At 60.9% G+C, this 21,076-nt stretch carries 20 protein-coding genes, 1 pseudogene and 1 riboswitch; of the genes and pseudogenes, 8 read left to right on the top strand and 13 right to left on the bottom strand.

The window, feature by feature from the left end; genetic code table 11:
* Positions 1-144 precede the first annotated feature (144 nt).
* Positions 145-357: riboswitch (cobalamin riboswitch) on the top strand.
* Between the two features lie 95 nt (positions 358-452).
* The 4 genes from cobW to ACVI9W_RS00445 all read left to right on the top strand — a co-directional run bounded on the left by cobW (position 453) and on the right by ACVI9W_RS00445 (position 6,956).
* Complete coding sequence (cobW, locus tag ACVI9W_RS00460) at positions 453-1,520, top strand: cobalamin biosynthesis protein CobW (RefSeq protein WP_461528802.1); 1,068 nt, start codon at positions 453-455, stop codon at positions 1,518-1,520.
* Between the two features lie 3 nt (positions 1,521-1,523).
* Positions 1,524-5,285 carry a cobaltochelatase subunit CobN gene (cobN, locus tag ACVI9W_RS00455; RefSeq protein WP_461528801.1) on the top strand — a complete coding sequence of 1,254 codons (3,762 nt, stop codon included), beginning with the start codon at positions 1,524-1,526 and terminating at the stop codon, positions 5,283-5,285.
* Between the two features lies 1 nt (position 5,286).
* The gene (locus ACVI9W_RS00450) at positions 5,287-6,291 is read left to right on the top strand and encodes an ATP-binding protein (protein WP_461528800.1); all 1,005 of its coding nucleotides are present in this window, start codon (positions 5,287-5,289) and stop codon (positions 6,289-6,291) included.
* 71 nt (positions 6,292-6,362) lie between these two features.
* Positions 6,363-6,956 (top strand): vWA domain-containing protein, encoded by a 594-nt coding sequence (locus ACVI9W_RS00445; RefSeq protein ID WP_461528799.1) that lies wholly within the window; start codon positions 6,363-6,365, stop codon positions 6,954-6,956.
* A 134-nt stretch (positions 6,957-7,090) separates the two neighbouring features.
* Here ACVI9W_RS00445 and ACVI9W_RS00440 read toward each other — a convergent pair whose 3' ends face one another.
* Positions 7,091-7,357, bottom strand: coding sequence for a hypothetical protein (locus ACVI9W_RS00440; protein WP_038611268.1), 267 nt, complete (start codon positions 7,355-7,357; stop codon positions 7,091-7,093).
* A gap of 313 nt (positions 7,358-7,670) precedes the next feature.
* Here ACVI9W_RS00440 and ACVI9W_RS00435 point away from each other — a divergent pair, with 313 nt between their 5' ends.
* Positions 7,671-8,996 carry a sigma-54 dependent transcriptional regulator gene (locus tag ACVI9W_RS00435; protein WP_461528798.1) on the top strand — a complete coding sequence of 442 codons (1,326 nt, stop codon included), beginning with the start codon at positions 7,671-7,673 and terminating at the stop codon, positions 8,994-8,996.
* 60 nt (positions 8,997-9,056) lie between these two features.
* On the opposite strand, the gene ACVI9W_RS00430 is transcribed toward ACVI9W_RS00435, so the two are convergent.
* From ACVI9W_RS00430 to ACVI9W_RS00385, 10 genes and pseudogenes are all read right to left on the bottom strand, one after another.
* A complete protein-coding gene (locus ACVI9W_RS00430; RefSeq protein WP_422416489.1) occupies positions 9,057-10,337 on the bottom strand; it encodes a hypothetical protein in 1,281 nt (426 codons plus the stop codon).
* A 47-nt stretch (positions 10,338-10,384) separates the two neighbouring features.
* On the bottom strand, positions 10,385-11,131 hold the full coding sequence (locus tag ACVI9W_RS00425; RefSeq protein ID WP_461528797.1) for a hypothetical protein: 747 nt from the start codon (positions 11,129-11,131) through the stop codon (positions 10,385-10,387).
* A gap of 45 nt (positions 11,132-11,176) precedes the next feature.
* Positions 11,177-11,857 (bottom strand): C39 family peptidase, encoded by a 681-nt coding sequence (locus tag ACVI9W_RS00420; RefSeq protein WP_461528796.1) that lies wholly within the window; start codon positions 11,855-11,857, stop codon positions 11,177-11,179.
* Positions 11,858-11,921: 64 nt separating this feature from the next.
* Positions 11,922-13,220, bottom strand: a complete 1,299-nt coding sequence (locus ACVI9W_RS00415; protein ID WP_461528795.1) for a heme utilization protein — start codon at positions 13,218-13,220, stop codon at positions 11,922-11,924.
* A 52-nt stretch (positions 13,221-13,272) separates the two neighbouring features.
* The gene (locus ACVI9W_RS00410) at positions 13,273-13,845 is read right to left on the bottom strand and encodes an adhesin (RefSeq protein WP_461528794.1); all 573 of its coding nucleotides are present in this window, start codon (positions 13,843-13,845) and stop codon (positions 13,273-13,275) included.
* A 1-nt stretch (position 13,846) separates the two neighbouring features.
* The gene (locus ACVI9W_RS00405; protein WP_461531770.1) at positions 13,847-14,263 is read right to left on the bottom strand and encodes a hypothetical protein; all 417 of its coding nucleotides are present in this window, start codon (positions 14,261-14,263) and stop codon (positions 13,847-13,849) included.
* Positions 14,264-14,580: 317 nt separating this feature from the next.
* Positions 14,581-15,132, bottom strand: coding sequence for an AAA family ATPase (locus tag ACVI9W_RS00400; RefSeq protein WP_461528793.1), 552 nt, complete (start codon positions 15,130-15,132; stop codon positions 14,581-14,583).
* Positions 15,129-15,695: a nicotinamide riboside transporter PnuC gene (pnuC, locus tag ACVI9W_RS00395; protein WP_461528792.1), complete on the bottom strand. Its 567-nt coding sequence runs from the start codon at positions 15,693-15,695 to the stop codon at positions 15,129-15,131. The genes ACVI9W_RS00400 and pnuC overlap by 4 nt, the downstream gene beginning before the upstream one ends.
* Before the next feature lie 100 nt (positions 15,696-15,795).
* Positions 15,796-16,530 (bottom strand): methyl-accepting chemotaxis protein, encoded by a 735-nt coding sequence (locus tag ACVI9W_RS00390; protein ID WP_371262000.1) that lies wholly within the window; start codon positions 16,528-16,530, stop codon positions 15,796-15,798.
* 123 nt (positions 16,531-16,653) lie between these two features.
* A pseudogene (locus tag ACVI9W_RS00385) lies at positions 16,654-17,340 on the bottom strand (cache domain-containing protein); the annotation flags it as partial.
* A gap of 390 nt (positions 17,341-17,730) precedes the next feature.
* Between ACVI9W_RS00385 and ACVI9W_RS00380 the strand changes: the two are divergent.
* Positions 17,731-18,561 carry an undecaprenyl-diphosphate phosphatase gene (locus tag ACVI9W_RS00380; protein WP_461528791.1) on the top strand — a complete coding sequence of 277 codons (831 nt, stop codon included), beginning with the start codon at positions 17,731-17,733 and terminating at the stop codon, positions 18,559-18,561.
* 4 nt (positions 18,562-18,565) lie between these two features.
* Positions 18,566-19,012 (top strand): DUF1294 domain-containing protein, encoded by a 447-nt coding sequence (locus ACVI9W_RS00375; protein WP_461528790.1) that lies wholly within the window; start codon positions 18,566-18,568, stop codon positions 19,010-19,012.
* Here the strand turns inward: ACVI9W_RS00375 and ACVI9W_RS00370 are convergent.
* Together ACVI9W_RS00370 and ACVI9W_RS00365 are read right to left on the bottom strand one after the other, a co-directional pair.
* Positions 19,005-19,364, bottom strand: a complete 360-nt coding sequence (locus ACVI9W_RS00370) for an MmcQ/YjbR family DNA-binding protein (protein ID WP_461528789.1) — start codon at positions 19,362-19,364, stop codon at positions 19,005-19,007. The genes ACVI9W_RS00375 and ACVI9W_RS00370 overlap by 8 nt on opposite strands.
* Positions 19,357-20,265 carry a LysR substrate-binding domain-containing protein gene (locus tag ACVI9W_RS00365; RefSeq protein ID WP_461528788.1) on the bottom strand — a complete coding sequence of 303 codons (909 nt, stop codon included), beginning with the start codon at positions 20,263-20,265 and terminating at the stop codon, positions 19,357-19,359. The genes ACVI9W_RS00370 and ACVI9W_RS00365 overlap by 8 nt, the downstream gene beginning before the upstream one ends.
* Positions 20,266-20,393: 128 nt before the next feature.
* Between ACVI9W_RS00365 and ACVI9W_RS00360 the strand changes: the two genes are divergently transcribed.
* The gene (locus ACVI9W_RS00360) at positions 20,394-21,005 is read left to right on the top strand and encodes an FMN-dependent NADH-azoreductase (RefSeq protein ID WP_038611233.1); all 612 of its coding nucleotides are present in this window, start codon (positions 20,394-20,396) and stop codon (positions 21,003-21,005) included.
* The last annotated feature ends 71 nt before the right edge of the window (positions 21,006-21,076 follow it).

Raw genomic sequence — 21,076 nt, 5'->3', positions numbered from 1 at the left:
AATAAGTGTTGTTATGGGGTGTTAGATTGTAGGAGGTAACTTACAAATAAAATTTGTAATAATGGGTGCCTGCGGAAAACGCATGAATAAACAATGTCGTTAAAACGATAATGCGACAAACATTGACCCGCCTCCCAAGCATGCGTAGCCTTGCGCTTTCGAGGTTCTTCGGCGCGTGCCGAAGCTAAGAAGGGAACGCGGTTCAAGCCGCGGCTGCCCCCGCAACTGTGAACGGTGATGTTTACTGCCACGCCACTGCCAGCGCTGTCGAAGGCGCTAGCGGGAAGGCGCAGCGAATGCCAGGCCTAAGGCCTGAACACCGTCAGCCAGGAGACCTGCCTCGAACAGTTTCCGACATAAACCGGGCGGGGTGATCCGGTGGCGAACGCGCCCAGGTAGTGATACCTGCGGCTCTCGTCCCGCATGCCCGCCATCCTGCCAAGGGCATCGACATGAAAACACTGGCCAAACTCCCCGTCACCATCGTTACCGGCTTCCTCGGCTCGGGTAAAACCACGCTGCTGCGGCATATGCTCGACAACGCTCAGGGGCGGCGCATCGCGGTGATCGTCAACGAGTTCGGCGAGCTGGGCATCGACGGCGAGATCCTCAAGCAATGCAGCATCGGTTGCACTGAAGAAGAGGCCAGCGGCCGCGTCTATGAACTGGCCAACGGCTGCCTGTGCTGCACCGTGCAGGAAGAGTTCTTCCCGGTGATGCGTGAGCTGGTTGCCCGTCGCGGCGATCTCGATCACATTCTCATCGAAACCAGCGGCCTGGCCCTGCCCAAACCTCTGGTGCAAGCCTTCCAGTGGCCAGAGATCCGCAACGCCTGCACGGTTGACGCGGTGATCACCGTGGTCGACAGCCCGGCCGTGGCCGCAGGCACCTTTGCCGCCTACCCGGACCAGGTCGATGCCCAGCGCAAACTCGACCCGAACCTGGATCACGAGTCGCCGCTGCACGAACTGTTCGCCGACCAGTTGGCCAGTGCCGACCTGGTGGTGCTGAACAAGGCTGACCTGATTGCCGCCGATGACCTGGCCAAGGTTCGCGCCGAAGTGCAGGAAGAGCTGCCGCCAGCGGTCAAGGTGATCGAAGCCAGCAGCGGCCGTCTGCCACTGGAAGTGCTGCTGGGCCTGGGCGCTGAATCGGAAGCGCATATCGATGGCCGGCGTACTCACCACGACTCGCACCATGACGGCGATGACCACGACGATCATGACCACGATGCCTTCGACTCGATCTCCATCGAGCTGCCGGAAGCCGACGAAAGCCTGCTGCTCGACGCCCTGACCCAACTGGTGGTGCAGCACGGCATCCTGCGGGTCAAAGGCTTTGCGGCGATCCCCGGTAAGCCGATGCGTTTGCTGATTCAGGGCGTGGGCACCCGCTTCGACAAACACTTCGACCGCGCCTGGCGCAGTGAAGAGCCGCGCACCACGCGCCTGGTGCTGATCGGCCAGGAACTGGATGCGGCCCAACTGGAAGCGGGCCTGCGCGCCGCCTTGAGCGCCTGATCCATGCACCTGCTGCGGACCCAGCCCGGTGGTTTTGTACCGGACGACAGTATTGCCGATCTCGGCCAGACTCCGGCCGAGCTGGTCATTCTCTGCAGCGGTGACTCACACCTGGCGCTGCTGGCCGAAACCGCCCAGCAGCTGCCCGAGGATTTCCCCAGCCTGCGTCTGGCCAACCCGATGCAGGTGCAGAACCATGCCTCGGTCGACCTGTATGTCGACGAGGTATTGCGCCATGCCAAGGTGATTCTGGTGTCGCTGCACGGTGGCGTCGGCTATTGGCGCTACGGTGTTGAGCAACTGCTGGAACTGGCGGCCCGTGGCGTGCAGTTGATCCTGGTGCCGGGTGATGATCGCCCCGATCCGGAACTTACCAGCCTGAGTACCGTGTCGGCAGAGCAGGCCGAGCGGCTCTGGCACTTCTTGCGCCAGGGTGGCAAGGCCAATGCCCTGAACCTGTTCAACTACCTGGCCAGCCAGTGGCTGCAGCGCGATTACCCCTGGAGCGAGCCGCAACAGCTGCCACGCACGGCGGTGTATCACCCGCGCAAAGCCAGTGCCGGGTTGGCTGACTGGTTTTCCGAGTGGCAGGTTGAACAGCCGGTGGTGCCGATCCTGTTCTACCGCTCGCACCTGCAGGCGGCCAACACTGCCTTTATCGATACCTTCTGCGAGCGCTTGCAACTGGCCGGGCTCAATCCTTTGCCGATTGCAGTGGCCAGCCTTAAAGAGGCCGGTTGCCTGAGTCAGGTCGAAGACTGGCTCGATCAGGTCGACGCCGCATTGATCATCAATACCACCGGCTTTGCCCAGTCCAGCCCCGAACAACCGCACTTGCGCCCGTTTCGCCGGGATATCCCGGTGCTGCAAGCGATCTGCGCCCAGGACAACGAGCCGGGCTGGCAGGCCAGCGAGCAAGGTCTGGGCGCCCGCGACCTGGCCATGCACATCGTCTTGCCGGAGCTGGACGGACGCATCATTACCCGGCCGATCAGCTTCAAGGACCTGGCCTGGCGCAGCGAGCGCAGCCAGTCGGATGTGGTCTGTTATCGCCCGCATGCCGAGCGCATGGACTTTGTCGCTGAACTGGCGCGGCGCTGGTGCGCGCTGGCGCAGTTGCCCAACCAGGACAAGCGCGTCGCCCTGATCCTGGCCAACTACCCGACCCGTGACGGGCGCATCGGCAACGGCGTCGGCCTGGACACGCCAGCGGCAGCCTTGAACATCCTTCGCGCCCTGCAAGCGCAAGGCTATCCGCTGAGCGCCTTGCCCGACAGCGGCACGGCGCTGATCCAGGCGCTGCTCGGCGGCGTCAGCAACGATCTGGACAGCCTGGACCAGCGCCCCTGCCTGCAAAGCATGGCGTTGGAAGATTATCGTGCCGCCTTTGCCGCCTTGCCCCAGGCCAATCAGGACGCCGTGCGCGAGCGCTGGGGCGAACCGGAGCAGGACCCGATGTTCCGCAGCGGGCGGATGATGGTTGCCGGTCTGCGCTTCGGCCTGACCTTCGTCGGCATCCAGCCGGCCCGAGGCTATCAACTGGATCAGAGTGCGGTGTATCACGATCCCGATCTGGTACCGCCGCACGGCTACCTGGCGTTCTATTTCTGGCTGCGCCACGGCTTTGCCGCCGACGCCTTGATCCATGTCGGCAAGCACGGCAACCTTGAGTGGCTGCCGGGCAAGGGCGTCGGCCTGTCCGCCAGTTGCTGGCCGGACGCGTTGCTCGGGCCGTTGCCCAACATCTATCCGTTCATCGTCAATGACCCGGGTGAGGGCGCCCAGGCCAAGCGCCGGACCCAGGCGGTGATTATCGATCACCTGATGCCGCCGCTGACCCGCGCTGAAACCTACGGGCCGTTGCGTCACCTTGAAGCACTGGCTGACGAATATTACGAAGCGCAACTGCTCGATCCACGTCGAGCCCGTGAGCTGCAGCGGGATATTCTCGAGCTGGTGCGCGACAACCATATTGACCGCGAGCTGCAACTGGAAGGCGCACTGGACGATGCTGCCGTCTGGCTGCCGCGTCTGGACACCTACTTGTGCGACCTCAAGGAATCGCAGATCCGCGATGGCCTGCATGTGTTTGGCGAGTCGCCGAGCGGGCGCTTGCGCATCGATACCTTGTTGGCGCTGTTGCGGGTCGAGCGTGGCGATGGCCGCGGTGCCAATGCCAGTTTGCTGCGGGCCTTGGCCAGAGCGCTGGCATTGGGGTTCGATCCACTCGACTGCGACCTCGGCGAGCCCTGGAGCGGCCCGCGCCCGGCATTGTTGCAGGGGCAGGATGAGGCGCTGTGGCGTACCACGGGAGATACCCGTGAACGCCTGGAACTGCTCGCCGGTCATTACATTGCACACACGCTGGCCGGTACCGCTCAGGTGCCGCAGGCGCCGCAGTGGTCAGACGTGAGTGCCGTACTCGAGGCGCTGCAACAAACCGTCGCGCCGCAACTGGATGCCTGTGGCCCGGCTGAACTGCAAGGGCTGCTGGCGGCCTTGCAAGGCCGTTTCGTTCCGGCCGGCCCTAGTGGCGCCCCCAGTCGTGGGCGTCTTGATGTGCTGCCGACCGGGCGCAACTTCTATACCGTCGATGTGCGTAACCTGCCGACCACCACAGCGTGGCGTATCGGTTTTGCCTCGGCCAACCTGATCCTTGAGCGCCACCTGCAGGACCACGGCGATCACTTGCGCCAGCTCGGCCTGTCGGTGTGGGGCACGGCGACCATGCGTACTGGCGGCGACGACATCGCCCAGGCCATGGCCCTGCTTGGGGTACGCCCGGTATGGGCCAGCGGCAGCCAGCGGGTCGACGACTTCGAAATCCTGCCCTTGAGCCTGCTGGATCGGCCACGGGTGGATGTGACCTTGCGGGTGTCGGGGTTCTTCCGCGATGCCTTCGGCAACCTCATCAAGCTGTTCGATGCGGCGGTGCAGGCGGTGGCCGCGCAGGACGAACCTGATGACCTCAACCCGCTCGCCGCCAGGGTGCGCAGCGAACGTGCCGAGTTCGAGCGTCAGGGCATGAGCCAGGAGCAGGCGGCGCGGCAGGCCGGCTGGCGGATTTTCGGCGCCAAGCCCGGGGCCTACGGCGCCGGCGTGCAGAACGCAATCGACGGGCACTTGTGGAACGAGCGCAAGGACCTCGCCGAGGTTTACCTCAACCACGGCGGTTATGCCTACGGCGCAGCAGATGAAGGCACACCGGCGCGCGCCGACTTTGCCCGGCGCTTGAGCCAGGTGCAGGCGGTGATTCAGAACCAGGATAATCACGAGCACGACTTGCTCGATTCCAACGACTATTACCAGTTTCAAGGTGGCATGCTGGCGGCCGTGGAAAGCCTGGGCGGCAAGCCGGCGGCGAGTTACCACGGTGACCACAGTCAGCCGGACCGCCCGCGTATTCGCACCTTGAAAGAAGAGCTCAACCGGGTAATCCGCGCCCGTGCGCTCAATCCGAAATGGATAGACGGGGTCAAGCGTCACGGCTACAAAGGTGCCTTCGAACTGGCGGCCACCGTCGATAACCTGTTCGCCTTCGATGCCACCACGCAGCTGATTGACGATCACCATTACCAGTCGCTGGCCGAGGCCTATGTGCTTGACGCGGCGACCCGCGACTTTATCCGTCAGCACAACCCCCAGGCCCTGCGCGACATCACCGAGCGCCTGCTCGAAGCCCAGCAGCGCGGCCTGTGGGAGCAACCGGGGGACTACCGAGAGGCCCTCGAAGAGCAATTGCTGGACGGTGAAGAAGAGACTTGAGATGACTGAACCTGCACATTTTCCGCTGTCTGCGGTGGTCGGCGCCGAAGCGTTGAAGCTCGCGCTGTGCCTGACCGCCATCGATCCGAAAATCGGTGGCGTATTGATCGAAGGCCCACGCGGTATGGCCAAGAGTACGCTGGCCCGGGGTCTGGCCGATCTGCTCGGTGAAGGGCCGTTCGTGACCTTGCCATTGGGTGCCAGTGAAGAGCGCCTGATCGGTACGCTTGATCTGGACGCCGCGCTGGCCCAGGGCAAGGCACAGTTCTCTCCGGGCGTACTGGCCAAGGCCGACGGTGGTGTGCTGTATGTCGATGAGGTCAACCTGTTGGCCGATCACCTGGTCGACCTGCTGCTGGATGTCGCGGCCAGCGGTACCAACCGGGTCGAGCGCGATGGCATCTCCCACCGCCACAGTGCACGGTTCGTGCTGATCGGCACAATGAACCCGGAAGAGGGCGAACTGCGCCCGCAGTTGCTCGATCGCTTTGGTCTGAACGTCGCCCTCGACGGCCAACCGGCGCCCGAGGCCCGTGGGCAGATTATCCGCCGGCGACTGGACTTTGACGCCGACCCTGAGGCTTTTTGCCTGCAGTGGGCCGAAGCGCAAGCGCAATTGCGCGCCCGTTGTCAGGCCGCCCGTGAGCAGTTGACGCAGATTGCCCTGGACGATCAGGCCCTGGCGCAGATCACCGAGCGCTGCTTTGCTGCCGGGGTCGATGGCTTGCGCGCCGACCTGGTGTGGCTGCGCGCCGCCCGCGCGCATGCCGCCTGGCGCGGTGCCGGGCAGATCGAGGCAGAGGATATAGAGGCAGTGGCCGAGTTTGCCTTGCGACATCGGCGTCGCGAGGCGCCACAACCGCCTGTGCACAGCCCGGCGCCGGAACCTCAAGGTGGCAATGGCTCGAATACCCGGCAAGGGCAGGGCGCCTGGGGCGAAATGCCGCCGCAAGCGACAGCGACCGGTGCCCGCCGCGAGGTGCCGAACTGGGCAAAAAAGCCCTGAGCATCCGTCGCCCCCGGACGGCGGATGCCAAGCCCCGCCCAGGTGCGATCAAGCAAGGACCACGCGGGCGTGTGCGCGAGGCCGCACAGGGCACAACCGTGGCCTGGCCGGCTACCCTGCTCAAAGGCCGTCCGCGTCAACGCCGTGACCTGTGCTGGCAGCAACGCACGGCCAGCGCTCATGAACTGTGGCTGGTGATTGTCGATGCCTCGGCCTCGACCCGGCGTTATCAGGCCTTGAGCCAGGCCAAAGGCCTGCTGGCCGGATTGTTCGATCAGGCTTACCGGCAACGCGCGCGCCTGACCCTGCTCACTGCCAGTGGTCATGCGCCACGCTGGCAGCGCCATGGCCTTAAAGCCTCGGCAGCTTTGCAGCCTTGGCTCGACAGCCTCGGTGCCGGTGGCGGTACGCCCTTGCTGGCCGCGTTGGAGCAGGCGCGGCACTGGCTACAGGCACGCCAGCGTCAGTATCCGCATGAGCAGCAGCGCTGCCTGGTGCTGACCGACGGTCGGCTTAGCGCCTGGGAGCCGTTGCAACCGTTGCCATGCCCGAGCCTGTTAGTGGATATCGAGCGTTCGCCTGTGCGTTTGGGGCGCGCGCGTTTATTGGCGCAGCAGTTACAGGCCGACTACCGGTCGATTGAAAGTTTCAAGGTGCTCGGATAAATAAGGCGCGTACAGAAACTGTACGGAAGTGTCGCTGCGACCTGATGTCGCAGTATAACTTTTGAAACAATTAACTTGCTTGCCGCGCATCAAGAAGATGCGCGGCCATCATAGTAAGCAGGTATCGGTGATACTTACTTAGGCATCGACCAGGGTTGCAGGTGGCAACCTTGTTTTTGCAACTCGGCGCGCATTTCTTCAATCAGGCTGGCCAGTTGGTCAGGGTCGGAATAGGTGCTGCATGGCACCTGCTTGCCACCAATGCGGGTGCTGGTCCGGTCGATCACTGCCAGGCTCAGTTCACCTGTACCGTTAGGCGAATCCCAGGCAACACACTGGAAGGGTTCGAAGGCGTGGTCGGCAATCAGCAGTGCTTCGTTGACACGGAGCGGGGCGTTCATGGGTTCGGTCTCTCTGTGGGCCCAAACAAGATAATAAACAACCGCATTAGCGGTGAGTTACTTGTACTGATGCACGCAGTACAGGGTTGAGTCACACGTATTTTGAAGTTTTTTTGATTGAGTGCAAAAAAAGCGCTGACAAGTGCCGGGTGAGACGCTGAAAGTTCAAGGAAATTCCCTGGCGCGCCTAAGTCTTGACACTTTGCGGACAGACGGTAGTGGGCGTTTGACGCATCGTTGCTACTGTTACAGACGGGCCCGCCAACTTGCTGTTTCTACATAAATTTCCAACAATTGGCGCCAAGGAAAGGTCATGCTTGAACCTGCATCCAACCGCCGCCTGCTGGTCGTCGATCCTTGCGATGATTGTCACCGTTTGTTGCCGGGCCTGCGCAATGTCGGCTGGGACGTTCACAGTTGTACCTTGTCTTCGGCCCCGGAACATCCTTGTGATGTCGGCTTGCTTCGCCTGCAGGCCATGCACCTGCAGCGCCCGGATGCGGTGAAAGACCTCATCAGCCGCAGCAATACCGAATGGATTGCGGTGCTCAGCCCCGAAGAGCTGCGCATGCAGAATGTCGGTGACTTCGTCTGCGAATGGTTCTTCGATTTCCATACCCTGCCGTTCGATGTCTCGCGGGTGCAGGTCACCATTGGCCGGGCCTTCGGCATGGCGCGCCTGCGTGGCAAGGGCAACGTTCATGCGGATGAGCTTGAGCACGAATTGCTGGGTGACAGCCGTCCGATTCGCGAGTTGCGCAAATTGCTCAGCAAACTGGCACCCACTGAGTCGCCGGTGCTGATTCGGGGTGAAAGTGGTACAGGCAAGGAGCTGGTAGCGCGAACCCTGCACCGCCAGTCGCAGCGCCATGACAAACCCTTTGTGCCGATCAACTGCGGGGCGATTCCGGAGCACCTGATACAGTCCGAGCTGTTCGGTCATGAAAAGGGCGCGTTTACCGGGGCGCATCAGCGCAAAATAGGCCGCATCGAGGCTGCCAACGGCGGCACCCTGTTTCTTGACGAGATTGGTGACCTGCCACTGGAGTTGCAGGCCAACCTGCTGCGTTTCCTCCAGGAAAAACACATTGAGCGGGTCGGTGGCGGCCAACCAATCAACGTCGATGTGCGGGTACTGGCGGCAACCCACGTGGACCTGGAAAACGCCATTGCCCGTGGGCGCTTTCGTGAGGACCTGTATTACCGGCTCAATGTCCTGCAAGTGGTCACTGCGCCATTGCGTGACCGGCATGGCGACCTGTCGATGCTGGCCAACCATTTTGCCCATTTCTACAGCCTGGAAACCGGGCGACGCCCGCGCAGTTTCAGCGAGGACGCCCTGGTGGCGATGGGCAAACACGACTGGCCAGGCAATGTGCGCGAACTGGCCAACCGGGTCAGACGTGGCCTGGTGCTGGCCGAAGGCCGGCAGATCGAAGCTCAGGATCTGGGGTTGCTCAGCCAGCATGCTTTCACCTCGAGTATGGGTACCCTCGAGGATTACAAACATCGGGCCGAGCACCAGGCGTTATGCGATGTGCTCAATCGGCACAGCGATAACCTGAGCATTGCCGCCAAGGTACTCGGGATTTCCCGGCCTACCTTCTACCGCTTGCTGCATAAGCATCAGATTCGCTGAGCAGCGCCGGCCCACAACGCATAAAGCCCGCCGAAGCGGGCTTTTTCATGGGCGCCAACATCAGAAGTAGTACGGAAACTTCAGGCTGAAGGAGAAGTCTGGCGAGTCTTCGGTCAGGCCAATGGCGAGGTTAGGGACAATTGTCAGGTTGTCGGTTGCGGCAAGGGTCATGCCGATGTTGAAGTTCGCCGAGTTGTAGTCGCTGTTGGTAATCGACTGCCACTCACCACCATCGGGCTTGATTTTGCTTTTGCTGGCAAACTGGTCGGTGAACGAAAACGACATACTCATCTTCTCGTTCAAGGCAAATGCAATACCGGCACCGACCTGCCAGGAGTTGCCGAGTTTCACGTCACCTGGCACTTTGCTGTTGACCGTGGGGCTGATGTCGCTGAACGAATCTTCCATGTTGTAGGTATACGACAGGCTGCCGAAAAGCACGGCAGGGTCAAAGGTCTTGACCAGCGAGATCCCCGGTGTGATCGCCCAGACACCATTGCCGGTCGGCAGATCTTCAGGCACCGACAAGTTGTTGTTGTTCGGGTCATTGACCAGTTTGATGCCATAGGGATCGTCACCGGTCGGTGCCTTGACGCGCAGGGTGACGACCGCGTCGGGCAGGTTCTGCGACTCATCGAGGAACTTGTAGGCAACACCGACGTTGATATCACCGATGGCCGGATCGCGGGTAACGGTTGCGTCGGAGGTAACCGGGCCAGCGCCACCGGCACCACCAGAGGAATACGTGGATTCACGGTAGACCACCGGGACGTTGATATCGAACTGCCAGCGTTGGTCCAGGTTGTAGCGGGCGGTCAGATCCAGCGTCCAGTTATCGGCCTTGATTCGGTCGAGGTTGATGTTACCGAGGAAAATCGAGTCCAGTGCCAGGAAGCCGTTGAGCACCAAGGCGCGGGTGTCGTAGTGGGTGTAGGTCAGGCCGGTTTCGACGCTGAACTTGCCGCCTCCGAAGAAACCACTGGCTTCGTCATACAGGTTGGAAACGCTTTGTGCCGGTTCCGAATCCTCCTTGAGCGATTGGCCATAGGAGCTGCCGGTGGTTCCGGGCGCACCTGCGGCCACCGTCTGGCCACCCCTGACCGTTTCGGCGGGGGATTTGGTCAGGCGTTTGGGAGCTGGTGCCGCAGGTGTTGCTTCGACCTGGCGAACGCGCTGCTCAAGTACCATCAGCGCGTTCTGTTGGGCTTCGTAACGTTGTTTCAACTCCATGAGTTCTTGTTTTAGTGCTTCGACCTGAGGGTCCGGTGCTGCGTAGAGCATTGTCGCCGGGGTCAGGCTACTCAAACAGACGATAGCTCTGAACGTTAACGATCGGTGCATGGGGTTAGCCGTCCCTTCTGACTACATTTGATGAGACTGAGCGTAGATCAGAATCCGAGAGTGCGAATTCCTTTGAGCTGGTCCAGGCTGCCGTTCAGCGACCCGGCGGTCGGCACGTTTTCACGCAGCACGACATTCAGGGATGTGAGGTTTCTGACCTGGTTGCCGCCGCCGAGCAACGTTGTGTTCTGCATCAGTCCACCCTGTGCCAGGCGTTGCACAGTGCTGCCCTGGTTGTTGTTGGCGGTGATGTTCAGTTGCACACCGGTACCGGTCGAGGAGACGCTTAGCGAGCCTGCGCCATTGGCGCCGACCAACGTCGAGCCTGCGGCCAGTGCCTGGCCCTGCTGTTGCGAGGCCGGTGCCTGGCTAGCCTTGGTGACGTTGATATCAACGTTGTTGTAGGCAGTGTTATTGTCGCCGGCAGCCCGCACGACCTGAGTGACGCCTTCGGTGCTGTTGAGGCCACTGCCGCCAGTGATGGTGCCGGTGCCGGTGTTTTGTGAACGCGCCGAACCACTACCTTTTTCGTCGATCATCGACACATAGAACTGTGGCTTGATGGTCGACTGCTGGATCTGCATCGAGGAGGTTGCCCCGATCACTTCACCGTTGGCATTTTGCCAGGTGCTGGTCATGACGACGCCGAAACTGATGATCCGCCCCGGCATGACATAGCGGCCCCGCAGGTTCGCCAGTTCCTGATCTTTAAGCTCGATGGGTTTGAATGTCTGTGCCTGGGTCGGCAGGCTGGCGGCCAGGCACGCTACGACTAGCCACAGTGGAGTCTTCATTGCATGCTCCCGGAGCGTCGTGCTCCCTTATCATTAGAAGAGTCATTAGAAGAAGTCGCTTTGGATGAATCCGAAATCCATCAACTCTGCGTCTCGCACCGGGCTGAAGGTGTTGACGCGGTTCTTGGCGGTCAGCGGCATGGGCGGGTCGAGCAAGGCATTGGTTTTGTCGTAACCCTTGCCGATGACGGCGAAGATGATGCCGTTCCAGCCTTTGACGAAGTCGTCGAGCGAGTAGCGTTTATGACCGAGCACCGGATCACCGATATACACCCAGCCATTGTGGACTTTCTGCATGACCACAAAGTGTTTGTAGCCACGGACATCCATTAAAACCACCACCGGAATGCGGATACTCTGCAAGGTGTCGATTGCCACCCGGTAACCACGGGCACGCATGCCCAGACTCTCCACGTAGCGCTTCATGTCGAGCATGGAGAAGCCCTGAACGCGGACGAGATCCTGATCAGCGTGTGCCAGCATGCCTTCGATGATCTGTTCTTCATTCACGTCCAGCCAGTAGGCTTGACGCAATATGGTCGCCAGCGCCGCAGCGCCGCAGCTGAAATCGGTTTTCTGTTGTACCAGGTCGGCGAATTTGCGCTCACGTACACTCTGGACGGGCTTGTATATCACCGCACCACCCGGCAACACGGCAAGTGGCATCTGGGCCGCTTCGCTCTGGCTGGCCAGGCAAAGCAAAAACGCCAAGGCGATAATACGCATGATCGGACGCCTTCCGGTTCGGTTGAGAAAAGGCCCCCCGAAGGGGGCCTCCAGGCCACAACAATCAGAACGATTGGTTGGAAATGGCCAGCGAGTTGCTTTGTTGGTTGCCTACACCGGCAGCCACGTTGACGCCGAGGTTGCCGCTGCCGCCATTCACCGAACCACTCAGGGTTGCAGTGTTGGTCACAGGGTTAGCCCAGCCAGTTGGGGTCAGCACTTGGTAAGAGTAGGTGTTGCTCAACTCATAGGAGCTGCTTTCAGCAAATTTCTTCTCTTTTTCGAACTCGGACTCTTGCGATTTGCTGCCCGATTTTTCGAACTCAGACTTGAACGATTTATTGAAGTTGGAGTTGTACTCCTTATCGAACGACGATTCGGATTTTTTCTCCCAGCTTTTTTCGACATCTACGTCAAGACTTGCGTTGAGCTCGGCTTCGAAAGACTTGGTGCGACTACCGTCGTGACGCCCCTGTTCCCACGAAACGGTCTTGCTGGCATCCGCATCCACGTGCAGGGTAGCGAGCAGATGAGCTTCGGAAGAGCCGCTGGCTTCATGGTTTCTGGAGCCGTTTGCATCGAAGTGTTTGCTGCCTTCAGCGCTCCAGCTGTTAGCGCCTTTGACTTCAAACTCCGACGAGGAGCTCTGCTTGCCGCTTGCGTTGAACTGCTTCTCGTAACGGTTCTCGCCACTGGCCGTTTTGGTAAACGTCAGGGTGTCCACGCGGTAGGTCCGATCAGCGTCGTTGATCACCACCAGGCCAGGACCAGTCTGGGTGGCAGACGCGGTAGCTGTTGCGTTACCGAGTGGGGCATTGGTGTTGGCAATTGCCATGGTGTTTTTCTGCTGGTTAAGGTCGCCGCCAGCAATGTTGATGCCCATGTTGCCGCTGCCTTCACTGCCCGATCCGCTCATCACCGCAGAGTTTGTAGCGCCGTTGTTGTAGACCTTGTTGTTGTCGCTGTATTGCGTGACTCTGGCGGTGGCTTCGGAGGTACCGAATACGAAGCTGTTATCGATGGCGCTGGAGTCGGAGCCAGCGTTGGCGATGGCGGCCGCGTTGTCTTGCTGGTTGCCGGCGCCTGCAGCGACGTTGACGCCGACGTTACCGCTGGTACCAGAGGCGGAGTCGCTCATCTCGGCTTCGTTTATGGTGCCGTTGTTGACGATTTTGTTATCGGTACTGCTCTGCTTGTCGTATGCATTGGCAGTGGCGTCAACATAGAACGCTTTTGGAGGAGGGGTGTGGTTGCCGTGATGATGACCATGGCCACGCCGTTCGTTTTGATCAGCTTGTACAGCAACAGCCATGACCGCAGCAATTGCGAAAACCAGAGGCTTGAGTGCCATCGAGGGTTTCATGGTGATTCTCCGTACTTTATTTTAGGTTAAGTGTTGTTCTTACCTGTTTGGGTCAATCCGCGACCCGTACGCTCAGGGTGTTGGCCATTCGGTTTCCCACCCCGGCGCTCTGATTCAACTGAATCACCCCACGGCTACCGGTGAATGCCTGGTCACTGGTAGTGACCTGGCGATGGCCGGGTGCAGAGTCAGTTGGATCGGAGCCATTGATCAGCGCCACGTTCTGTTGCATGAGGACGCTGTCGTCGATACTTTGCGGCTGAGTACTGAGGCTGATACGCAGTGCGTTGGCTTGCTGGTTGCTGGCGCCGGTGCTCTGGTTGACACCCAGCGCGCCGCTGCCGTTGCTGAAGGCGTCGCCCTGGATGCTGGACCGGGCATCGATGGCGGGGTCGACTCGGGTGCGCAAGCGTTGGCGAACCTCGGTGGTCGCGCTGGCGCTATGGCCAACGGCAAAGGCCCGCACGTTAGCTTGCTGCTGTAGATCGCCGGCAGCCTGGTTGACGGTGAGGTTGCCCTGATACTGCTTGCCGGAACTGTCGATGTTGGCGTTATTGATCACAGGGGGTTGGGCAAAGGCCGGTGCACTGCAAAAGGTGGCCAGAATCAGCAGCGAGTGCCTCATCTCACTTGCCTCCAGTCAGGATTTGCAGGGGCGCCAGGCCCTTCTGGACACTTGAATTGACCATGTTGGAGATGCCGTTGCCGCCGCCTGTGGAGCGTCCGCCGGCGAGGTTGGGCAGTTGGGTCTGGTTGCTGATATGACCGCCCAGGTTGTTGGTCTGTTGCGTGACCAGTGAGCTTATGCCTGCGCCGCTGCTGATGCCGGCGAAATCACCATCGCTCAACTCGTTTGTTTGCTTGAGGATATGCGCGGATGGGTTGGTATTGACGGTGACCGGGTTTGGATCGGGAACCAGGGGGGCGCGTATTGCCATGCGCGGCTGCACATCACGGGTAATGACGACGATCCCGTTCTCGGCCTGGACAGGCAAGCTGAAGCCTGATCCCAACGCGCATCCGACCAGCAGGACGCGATACATGCCTTTATTGAATTTCTCCACGGCGGCAATTCCTTCTTCTGTGTGCTGGCCCGTTTCAGCGTTGCGAGGAAGACAGCAGAAGGTGTGCCGGTTTTTCTTATTGATTAAGAATCAACAGGTTGCAGGCGCAATCGGCGCGCGTCGGGATTTTGTTGTATCAATCATGAGACACAGACTTGCCAAATGCCCGCTTGGCGGGCCGCTGGCTGCGCCGGAAGGGTTTTTCAGGGGTTGTATCAGCGGATTAACACCACCACCGATTTTGGGGAATGTCGCGCAAATACGGGGCATTTGACCCAGTGGGGTGTATCAGTGGTCTAACACTCGGTGGCGCATGCCGGGGATTTGCCATTGAGTAACTGCTGCACGGCTTTGAGGGCTGCCGCGCTGCGCTGGGCCCAGTCGCCGCCAATGACCTGCACAGGCTGGTGATTGCGCTGCAGCCAATCGAGGCTGTCAGCAAAGAATGCCTGACGTTGTTCCAGTGCGGGTTGGCAGCGCTGACCATCGCCGACCCAGTTGACACCAGCGGGGTCGAGCAGCAAGTGTAGGTCATAGCGGCGCGTAAGCAGGGCCTGTTCGATCCAGGCCGGGCAATCACCGAACAGTACCCGGCTCCAGAGCAGGTTGCTTAGCAGGTGCGTGTCGAGGATCAACAGCTCGGGTTGGCGGGCACGGGCGGCGTCTTCCCAGGCCAGCTGGCCACGAGCGATTGCCGGAATATCGGCATAACAGGTGTCGCGGCAATGTTCGTCGATAAAGTGACGTACATACTCACTGACCAGTTCCCCACCGAAGTGGGCCTGGATTTCGCTGCTCAACCAGCTCTTGCCACTGGACTCGGGACCACTCAGGACCAGGACTTTCATGCGTTGACCAACGCCGGATCGCGGCGCCACGCACGCCAGCCCTGCACGGCGATCAAGGTGAACAGGGCATAGAGGGCTGCAGTCAGGTAGAGCGCTTTGTAGAGGAACAGGCCGACGAAGATCACGTCCAGCACGATCCAAAGCGGCCAGCACTGCACACGTTTCTGTGCCATCCACAGCTGCGCAACCAGGCTGAAGCCGGTCAGCGCTGCATCCAGCCAGGGTTGCGCGGCATCGGTCCAGCTGGCCATGGCCGCCCCCAACGCCAGACTGCCCAGCAGCCCCAGGCCAAGGCCGAACAGCACCGCCTGGGTATCCAGGTGGGTTACCTGACGGGCTTCGCGCTGGCTGTCCGGACGCGTCCATTGCCACCAGCCATACAGCTGCAGCACGGCATAGATCAGTTGCAGGAGCATGTCCGAATACAGGCGCACTTCAAAGAAGATCCAGCTGTAGAGCAGCACCATCACCAGACCGATGGGCCAGCACCAGGGGTTCTGTTTGGTCGTGAGCCACACGGCGATAACGCCGAGCACGGCGGCGAACAGTTCGAGGCCGGACATCGGCGTTCCTTGGCAGGTTCGGGAGGAGGGCGGGGATTGTACCTTGTGGCACGGCAGATACCACAACCCCGTGGGGCGCCCATGCAACCCTGTGGGAGTGTTACACCCGGAACTGCCCCAGCAACCGATCCAGCTGTTCACGCAACTGGTTCAGCGCCACCCCGGCGCTGCTCGACTGCTGCGCCGCTGCTGCAGTCTGGCGCGACAGGTCAGCCGTCTCAGTGACGTTGCGGTTGATCTCTTCGACCACATGCGACTGTTGCAGGGTGGCACTGGCTATCGAGGCGTTGAGGGCGGTGAGGTTGTGCAGGGCCTGGCTGATGGCGTCCAGACTGACGCCCGCCTCGTTGGCCTGTTCGATGGTCTGGCGCGAAGCCGTGCTGCTGGCATCGATAGCCTTGACCGCCGCCTCCGACTGTCCCTGCAAATGCTCGATCATGCTCTGGATTTCGGCTGTCGATTGCTGGGTGCGCTGGGCCAGCAGGCGCACTTCATCGGCCACCACGGCAAAGCCACGGCCTTGCTCGCCGGCCCGGGCCGCCTCGATGGCGGCGTTCAGGGCCAGCAGATTGGTCTGTTCAGCAATCGAACGAATCACTTCCAGGACGCTGCCGATCCGGGTGCTCTGGCTGGCCAGGGTCTGGATCACTCTGACCGCTTCATCAATGGTGCCTGACAGCTGATCGATCTGCTGCAGGCTGCCATGGATACTTTGCTGGCCCTGTTCGGCACGGTGCTGGGCGTCGCGCATTTCGTTGGAGGCCTGTTCGGCATTCCTGGCAACATCCTGCACGGCGTAGGTCACTTCATTGATTGCAGTGGCTACTTGCTCCATCTGCGCAGACTGCTGTTCGCTGTGCTGTTGAGCCTGGTTGGCGTTGCTGCCGACATCCACAGCCGATTGCCCCAGGGCATGCGCTGCGCCCTGCAGTTGGCCGATCACCCCCTGCAACTTGCCGGTAAAGCGGTTGAAGTGCTCGCCCAGCTGGGTCACTTCATCGCGGCCATGGGTGTCCAGGCGGCGGGTCAGGTCGCTCTCGCCGCTGGCGATCATGGCCATGGCGTCCACCGCTTCCTGCAACGGGCGAGCGATGCTGCGAGCAATCAGCAGTACCAGCAGGGTCATGACCAGGGCAATACCAAGACCCAGTAGCGAGGCGTCGCGCAACTGGCGCATGAATTCGCTCTGCATGTCATCGATGTAGATCCCCGAGCCAATCACCCAGCCCCAAGGCTTGAACAACTGGATGTAGGAGGTTTTCTCGACCGGCTCGCTGGCACCGGGCTTGGGCCAGCGGTAGTCGATGCTGCCAGCTCCGCGAGCTTTGGCCAGCGCGGCCATTTCGTTGAAAACGGCAAAGCCGTCCGGGTCACGGATCGCAGAGAGGTCCTGGCCATCGAGTTTGGGGTTGGTCGGATGCATGATCATCCTCGGCCCCAGGTCGTTGATCCAGAAGTAGTCATTCTGGTCGTAGCGCAAGCTGCGCACGGCGCTCAAGGCTTGCTGCTGGGCGGCTTCGCGGGTCAGGGTGCCGGCCGCCTCGAGGCCTTGATAGTAGGCCAGTACGCCGGCTGCGGTTTCTACCACATGTTGGGTCTTTTCGGCCTTGGCCTGATACAGGTCGCCGTGGATCTGCCTGAGCATCAGCAAGCCCAAGGTCAGCAACATCACCACGGCCAGTACCAGAATCAGCCACAAGCGGCGGCTGATCGACATATTTCGTAGAGTCTTCATGCAACGGTCACCCCGGATTCTTTTTATTGTCTAGCGCATCCCAGCATGCTTTTTGCCAACCACCTACTCGACCAAGGACTAAGTGTCCGATCCACCAAGGTGTGTAGTGCCGACCAGCAGCGTTTATACAAGAGGTCTGATAGGATTTCGGCCCGGTCGGGACATTCCTGAAGGGTGACTGAACTTTTCTGTCGACTGCGCCACCAACTGTCGCGGTAAAACCACCGGGCATTCGAATCGGCTCTGGCTTGTGCAAACTACAACGGAGGCATGCCATCGGCATCGCCTCGTGGGGGAATAATGGATCTTTGGACTGGCCTGCAGGCCGTCATTTTGGGTGTTGTCGAAGGCTTGACCGAGTTCTTGCCGATTTCCAGTACCGGTCACCAGATCATCGTCGCGGACCTGATCAATTTCGGTGGTGAGCGGGCGATGGCCTTCAATATCATCATTCAGCTGGGCGCGATCCTTGCTGTGGTCTGGGAGTTTCGCCGCAAGATCTTTGAAGTGGTGGTAGGCTTGCCCAGGGAGCGTCAGGCGCAACGATTCACCGTCAACCTGCTGATTGCCTTTATGCCGGCGGTGGTGTTAGGGGTGCTGTTTGCCGACCTGATCCATCAATACCTGTTCAACCCGATCACCGTCGCCACCGCCCTGGTGATCGGTGGGGTCATCATGCTCTGGGCCGAGCGCCGTGAGCATGTGATCAAGGTCGATCAGGTTGATGACATGCGCTGGAGTGATGCCCTGAAAATCGGCTTTGCCCAGTGCCTGGCGATGATTCCGGGGACTTCGCGCTCGGGTTCGACCATTATTGGTGGCCTGTTGTTTGGTATGTCGCGCAAGGCGGCGACCGAGTTCTCGTTCTTCCTGGCCATGCCGACCATGGTCGGTGCGGCGGTGTATTCGGGCTACAAGTACCGCGATCTGTTCCAGCCTGGCGACTTTCCGGTATTTGCCATTGGCTTCGTGGTCTCGTTCATCTTCGCCATGATCGCTGTGCGCGGGCTGCTGCGTTTCATTGCCAACCATAGCTATGCGATGTTCGCCTGGTACCGGATTGTCTTCGGCCTGATCATCCTGGCGACCTGGCAGTTTGGCTGGGTCGACTGGGCCACGGCGCAAGGTTGAGTCGATGAGCCGCTCACAACCCTCTGCCCGACGTGCCAGTACTGCGAGCTCCGCTGTCCAGCACCCGCGTAGCAAGCTGTTGGTCTTCGTCGGTCTGTGCCTGTTGCCGCTGGGTGGGGCGTTGCAGATGCTGATCAGTGGGCAGTCCTGGCTGCCCGCGGTGGCTTATCCGCTGGCCAGTCTGGTGAGTTTTGCGCTGTACTGGCGAGACAAGCAGCAGGCACGTACTCAGGGCTGGCGCACTCCGGAAAAGGTGCTGCACGCCAGCGAATTGTGCGGCGGCTGGCCCGGGGCACTGCTGGCCCAACAGGCCTTTCGGCATAAAACCCGCAAACTGTCGTTTCAGCTGAGTTTCTGGGCCATTGTCGCCCTGCATCAGTTGTTCTGGATTGACCATCTGTTGCTCGGTGGTCGTTGGCTGGGCAGCGCCCTGGCGCCGCTGCTCAGATAAGCAGGCCCGGCTGCTGGCGCTTTGGCAGGCGCCTGACCACCAGTTGGTGGGAGCGCTGCAGCAGGTCGCAGAGCTCCTCGCGGCCCATAGGGTAGGGTGGCGTCATACTGATCCAGTGAGCCCGTGCCAGATACGGCGCCGGGCGCACGCCGGGGCGGTCGGCGTAACCAAGGAACAGGTCACTGTCGACTTTGAATGACAAGCCGGCGCCGGCCAGGTCCAGGACCGCGAACATCTTGTTGCCGGCGATCGAGAACACCCGGATGCCGCCCCATTTGTAGTCTTCCCGCGCACCGGGCAGGCTCAGGCAAAATTCCGCCACCTGCGCTTCGCTCATCTTGCCCTTAGACATAACGTTCCCCACAGTCGGCAAACGACTCTACCAGATGGTCGATCCATACCCGCACAGCAGGCAACAGACCGCGCCGATGAGGATAGACCGCTTGCAGATAGCCCCCGGGCAGTGACCAGTCTGGCAGCAGTCGTACCAGCTCGCCACGGGCCAGTTCCTCCTCACAGTGCATGATCGGCAGGGCGGTAAAGCCCAGGCCAGCCACTGCTGCCGCTTTGCGCACTAGAAAGTCGTCAATCGCCAGTCGCGCTTCCATGGCCAGCTCGTGCTTGTGACCACGGCTGTCGAGCAGGCGCAGGTGAACCAGGCGGTCGGCGTCCACAGCACCGAGCATCGGCAGGCCGCTGAGGTCTTCGGGCGTGACCGGGGCATGGCGAGCGGCAAACGCCGGCGCTGCCACCAGGTACATCTGCGCCTGGCGCAGGCGGCGGGTGACCAGGGCCGGGTCTTCATCGCCCAGGTCGCGCACACGCAGGGCCACGTCGATGCCTTCGGTGATCAGGTCAACGCGGCGATTGAGCAGGACCATGTCCAGTTGCACCTGTGGATACAGCTCGAGAAATTCGCTGATCACCTGCGGCAAAAGCGAGTGCGCCAAACCCACCGGGCACGACACTCGCAGGCGACCTCGGGGTTCGCTGGTCATGCTGGCTACCGCCTCGTCGGCCATCTCCGCTTCCAGCAGCATGGCCTGACAATGACGCAGGTAGCGCTCGCCCACCGCCGTCAACTTGAGCTGGCGGGTGGTGCGCTGCAGCAGGCGCGTGCCCAGGCGTTCTTCCAGTTCAGCGATACGCCGCGACAGCCGCGATTTGGGAATCCCGAGCAAGCGCCCGGCAGCGGCAAAACCACCGGCTTCGACCACCCTGGCGAAGTAGAAGAGATCGTTGAGGTCTTGCATGGCGAGCACCATTGTCCTGTCAGTAGGACAAACTAACGCATTTTTGCTGACTTATCAGCTATTCGCTGCCCCGGTAGGATTCTCCCCAACGTGATCGCCCAGATGCGGTCCTCAATCAGGAGAGTCCCATGAAACTGTTGCATATCGATTCGAGCATCCTGGGCGACAATTCCGCCTCCCGTCAGCTGAGCCGCAGCGTAGTCGACGCCTGGAAAGCCGCCGATCCATCGCTGGAAGTGGTTTACCGTGATCTGGCTGCCGACGCCATCAGCCATTTCTCTGCCGCCACCCTGGTTGCCGCCGGTACCCCGGAAGCACTGCGTGATGCTGCACAGCAGCACGAAGCCCAGCTGAGCAGCGAAACCCTGCAGGAGTTTCTGGCTGCCGACGCAGTGGTGATTGCTGCGCCGATGTACAACTTCACCGTCCCGACTCAGCTCAAGGCCTGGATCGACCGCGTTGCGGTAGCCGGTCAGACCTTCCGCTACACCGAAGCCGGCCCTGAAGGCCTGTGCGGCGACAAGAAGGTGATCCTGGTGTCCACTGCCGGTGGTCTGCACGCAGGTCAACCGACCGGTGCTGGTCACGAAGATTTCCTCAAGGTTTTCCTCGGCTTCATCGGTATCACCGACCTGGAAATCGTACGTGCCCACGGCCTGGCCTACGGCGAAGAGCATCGCGCCAATGCCCTGAGCGCTGCCCAGGCACAGATCAGCAACGAGCTGTTCGCTGCCGCCTGATCAGTACCGGCGCGTGACCCGAACCGACAGCAGGCTAAGTCTGCTGTCGGTTTTTTCATTGAGCTTTCATC

This window comes from Pseudomonas sp. 210_17 TE3656 (assembly GCF_054821965.1).
This window is presented reverse-complemented; position numbering and strand designations above follow the sequence as displayed.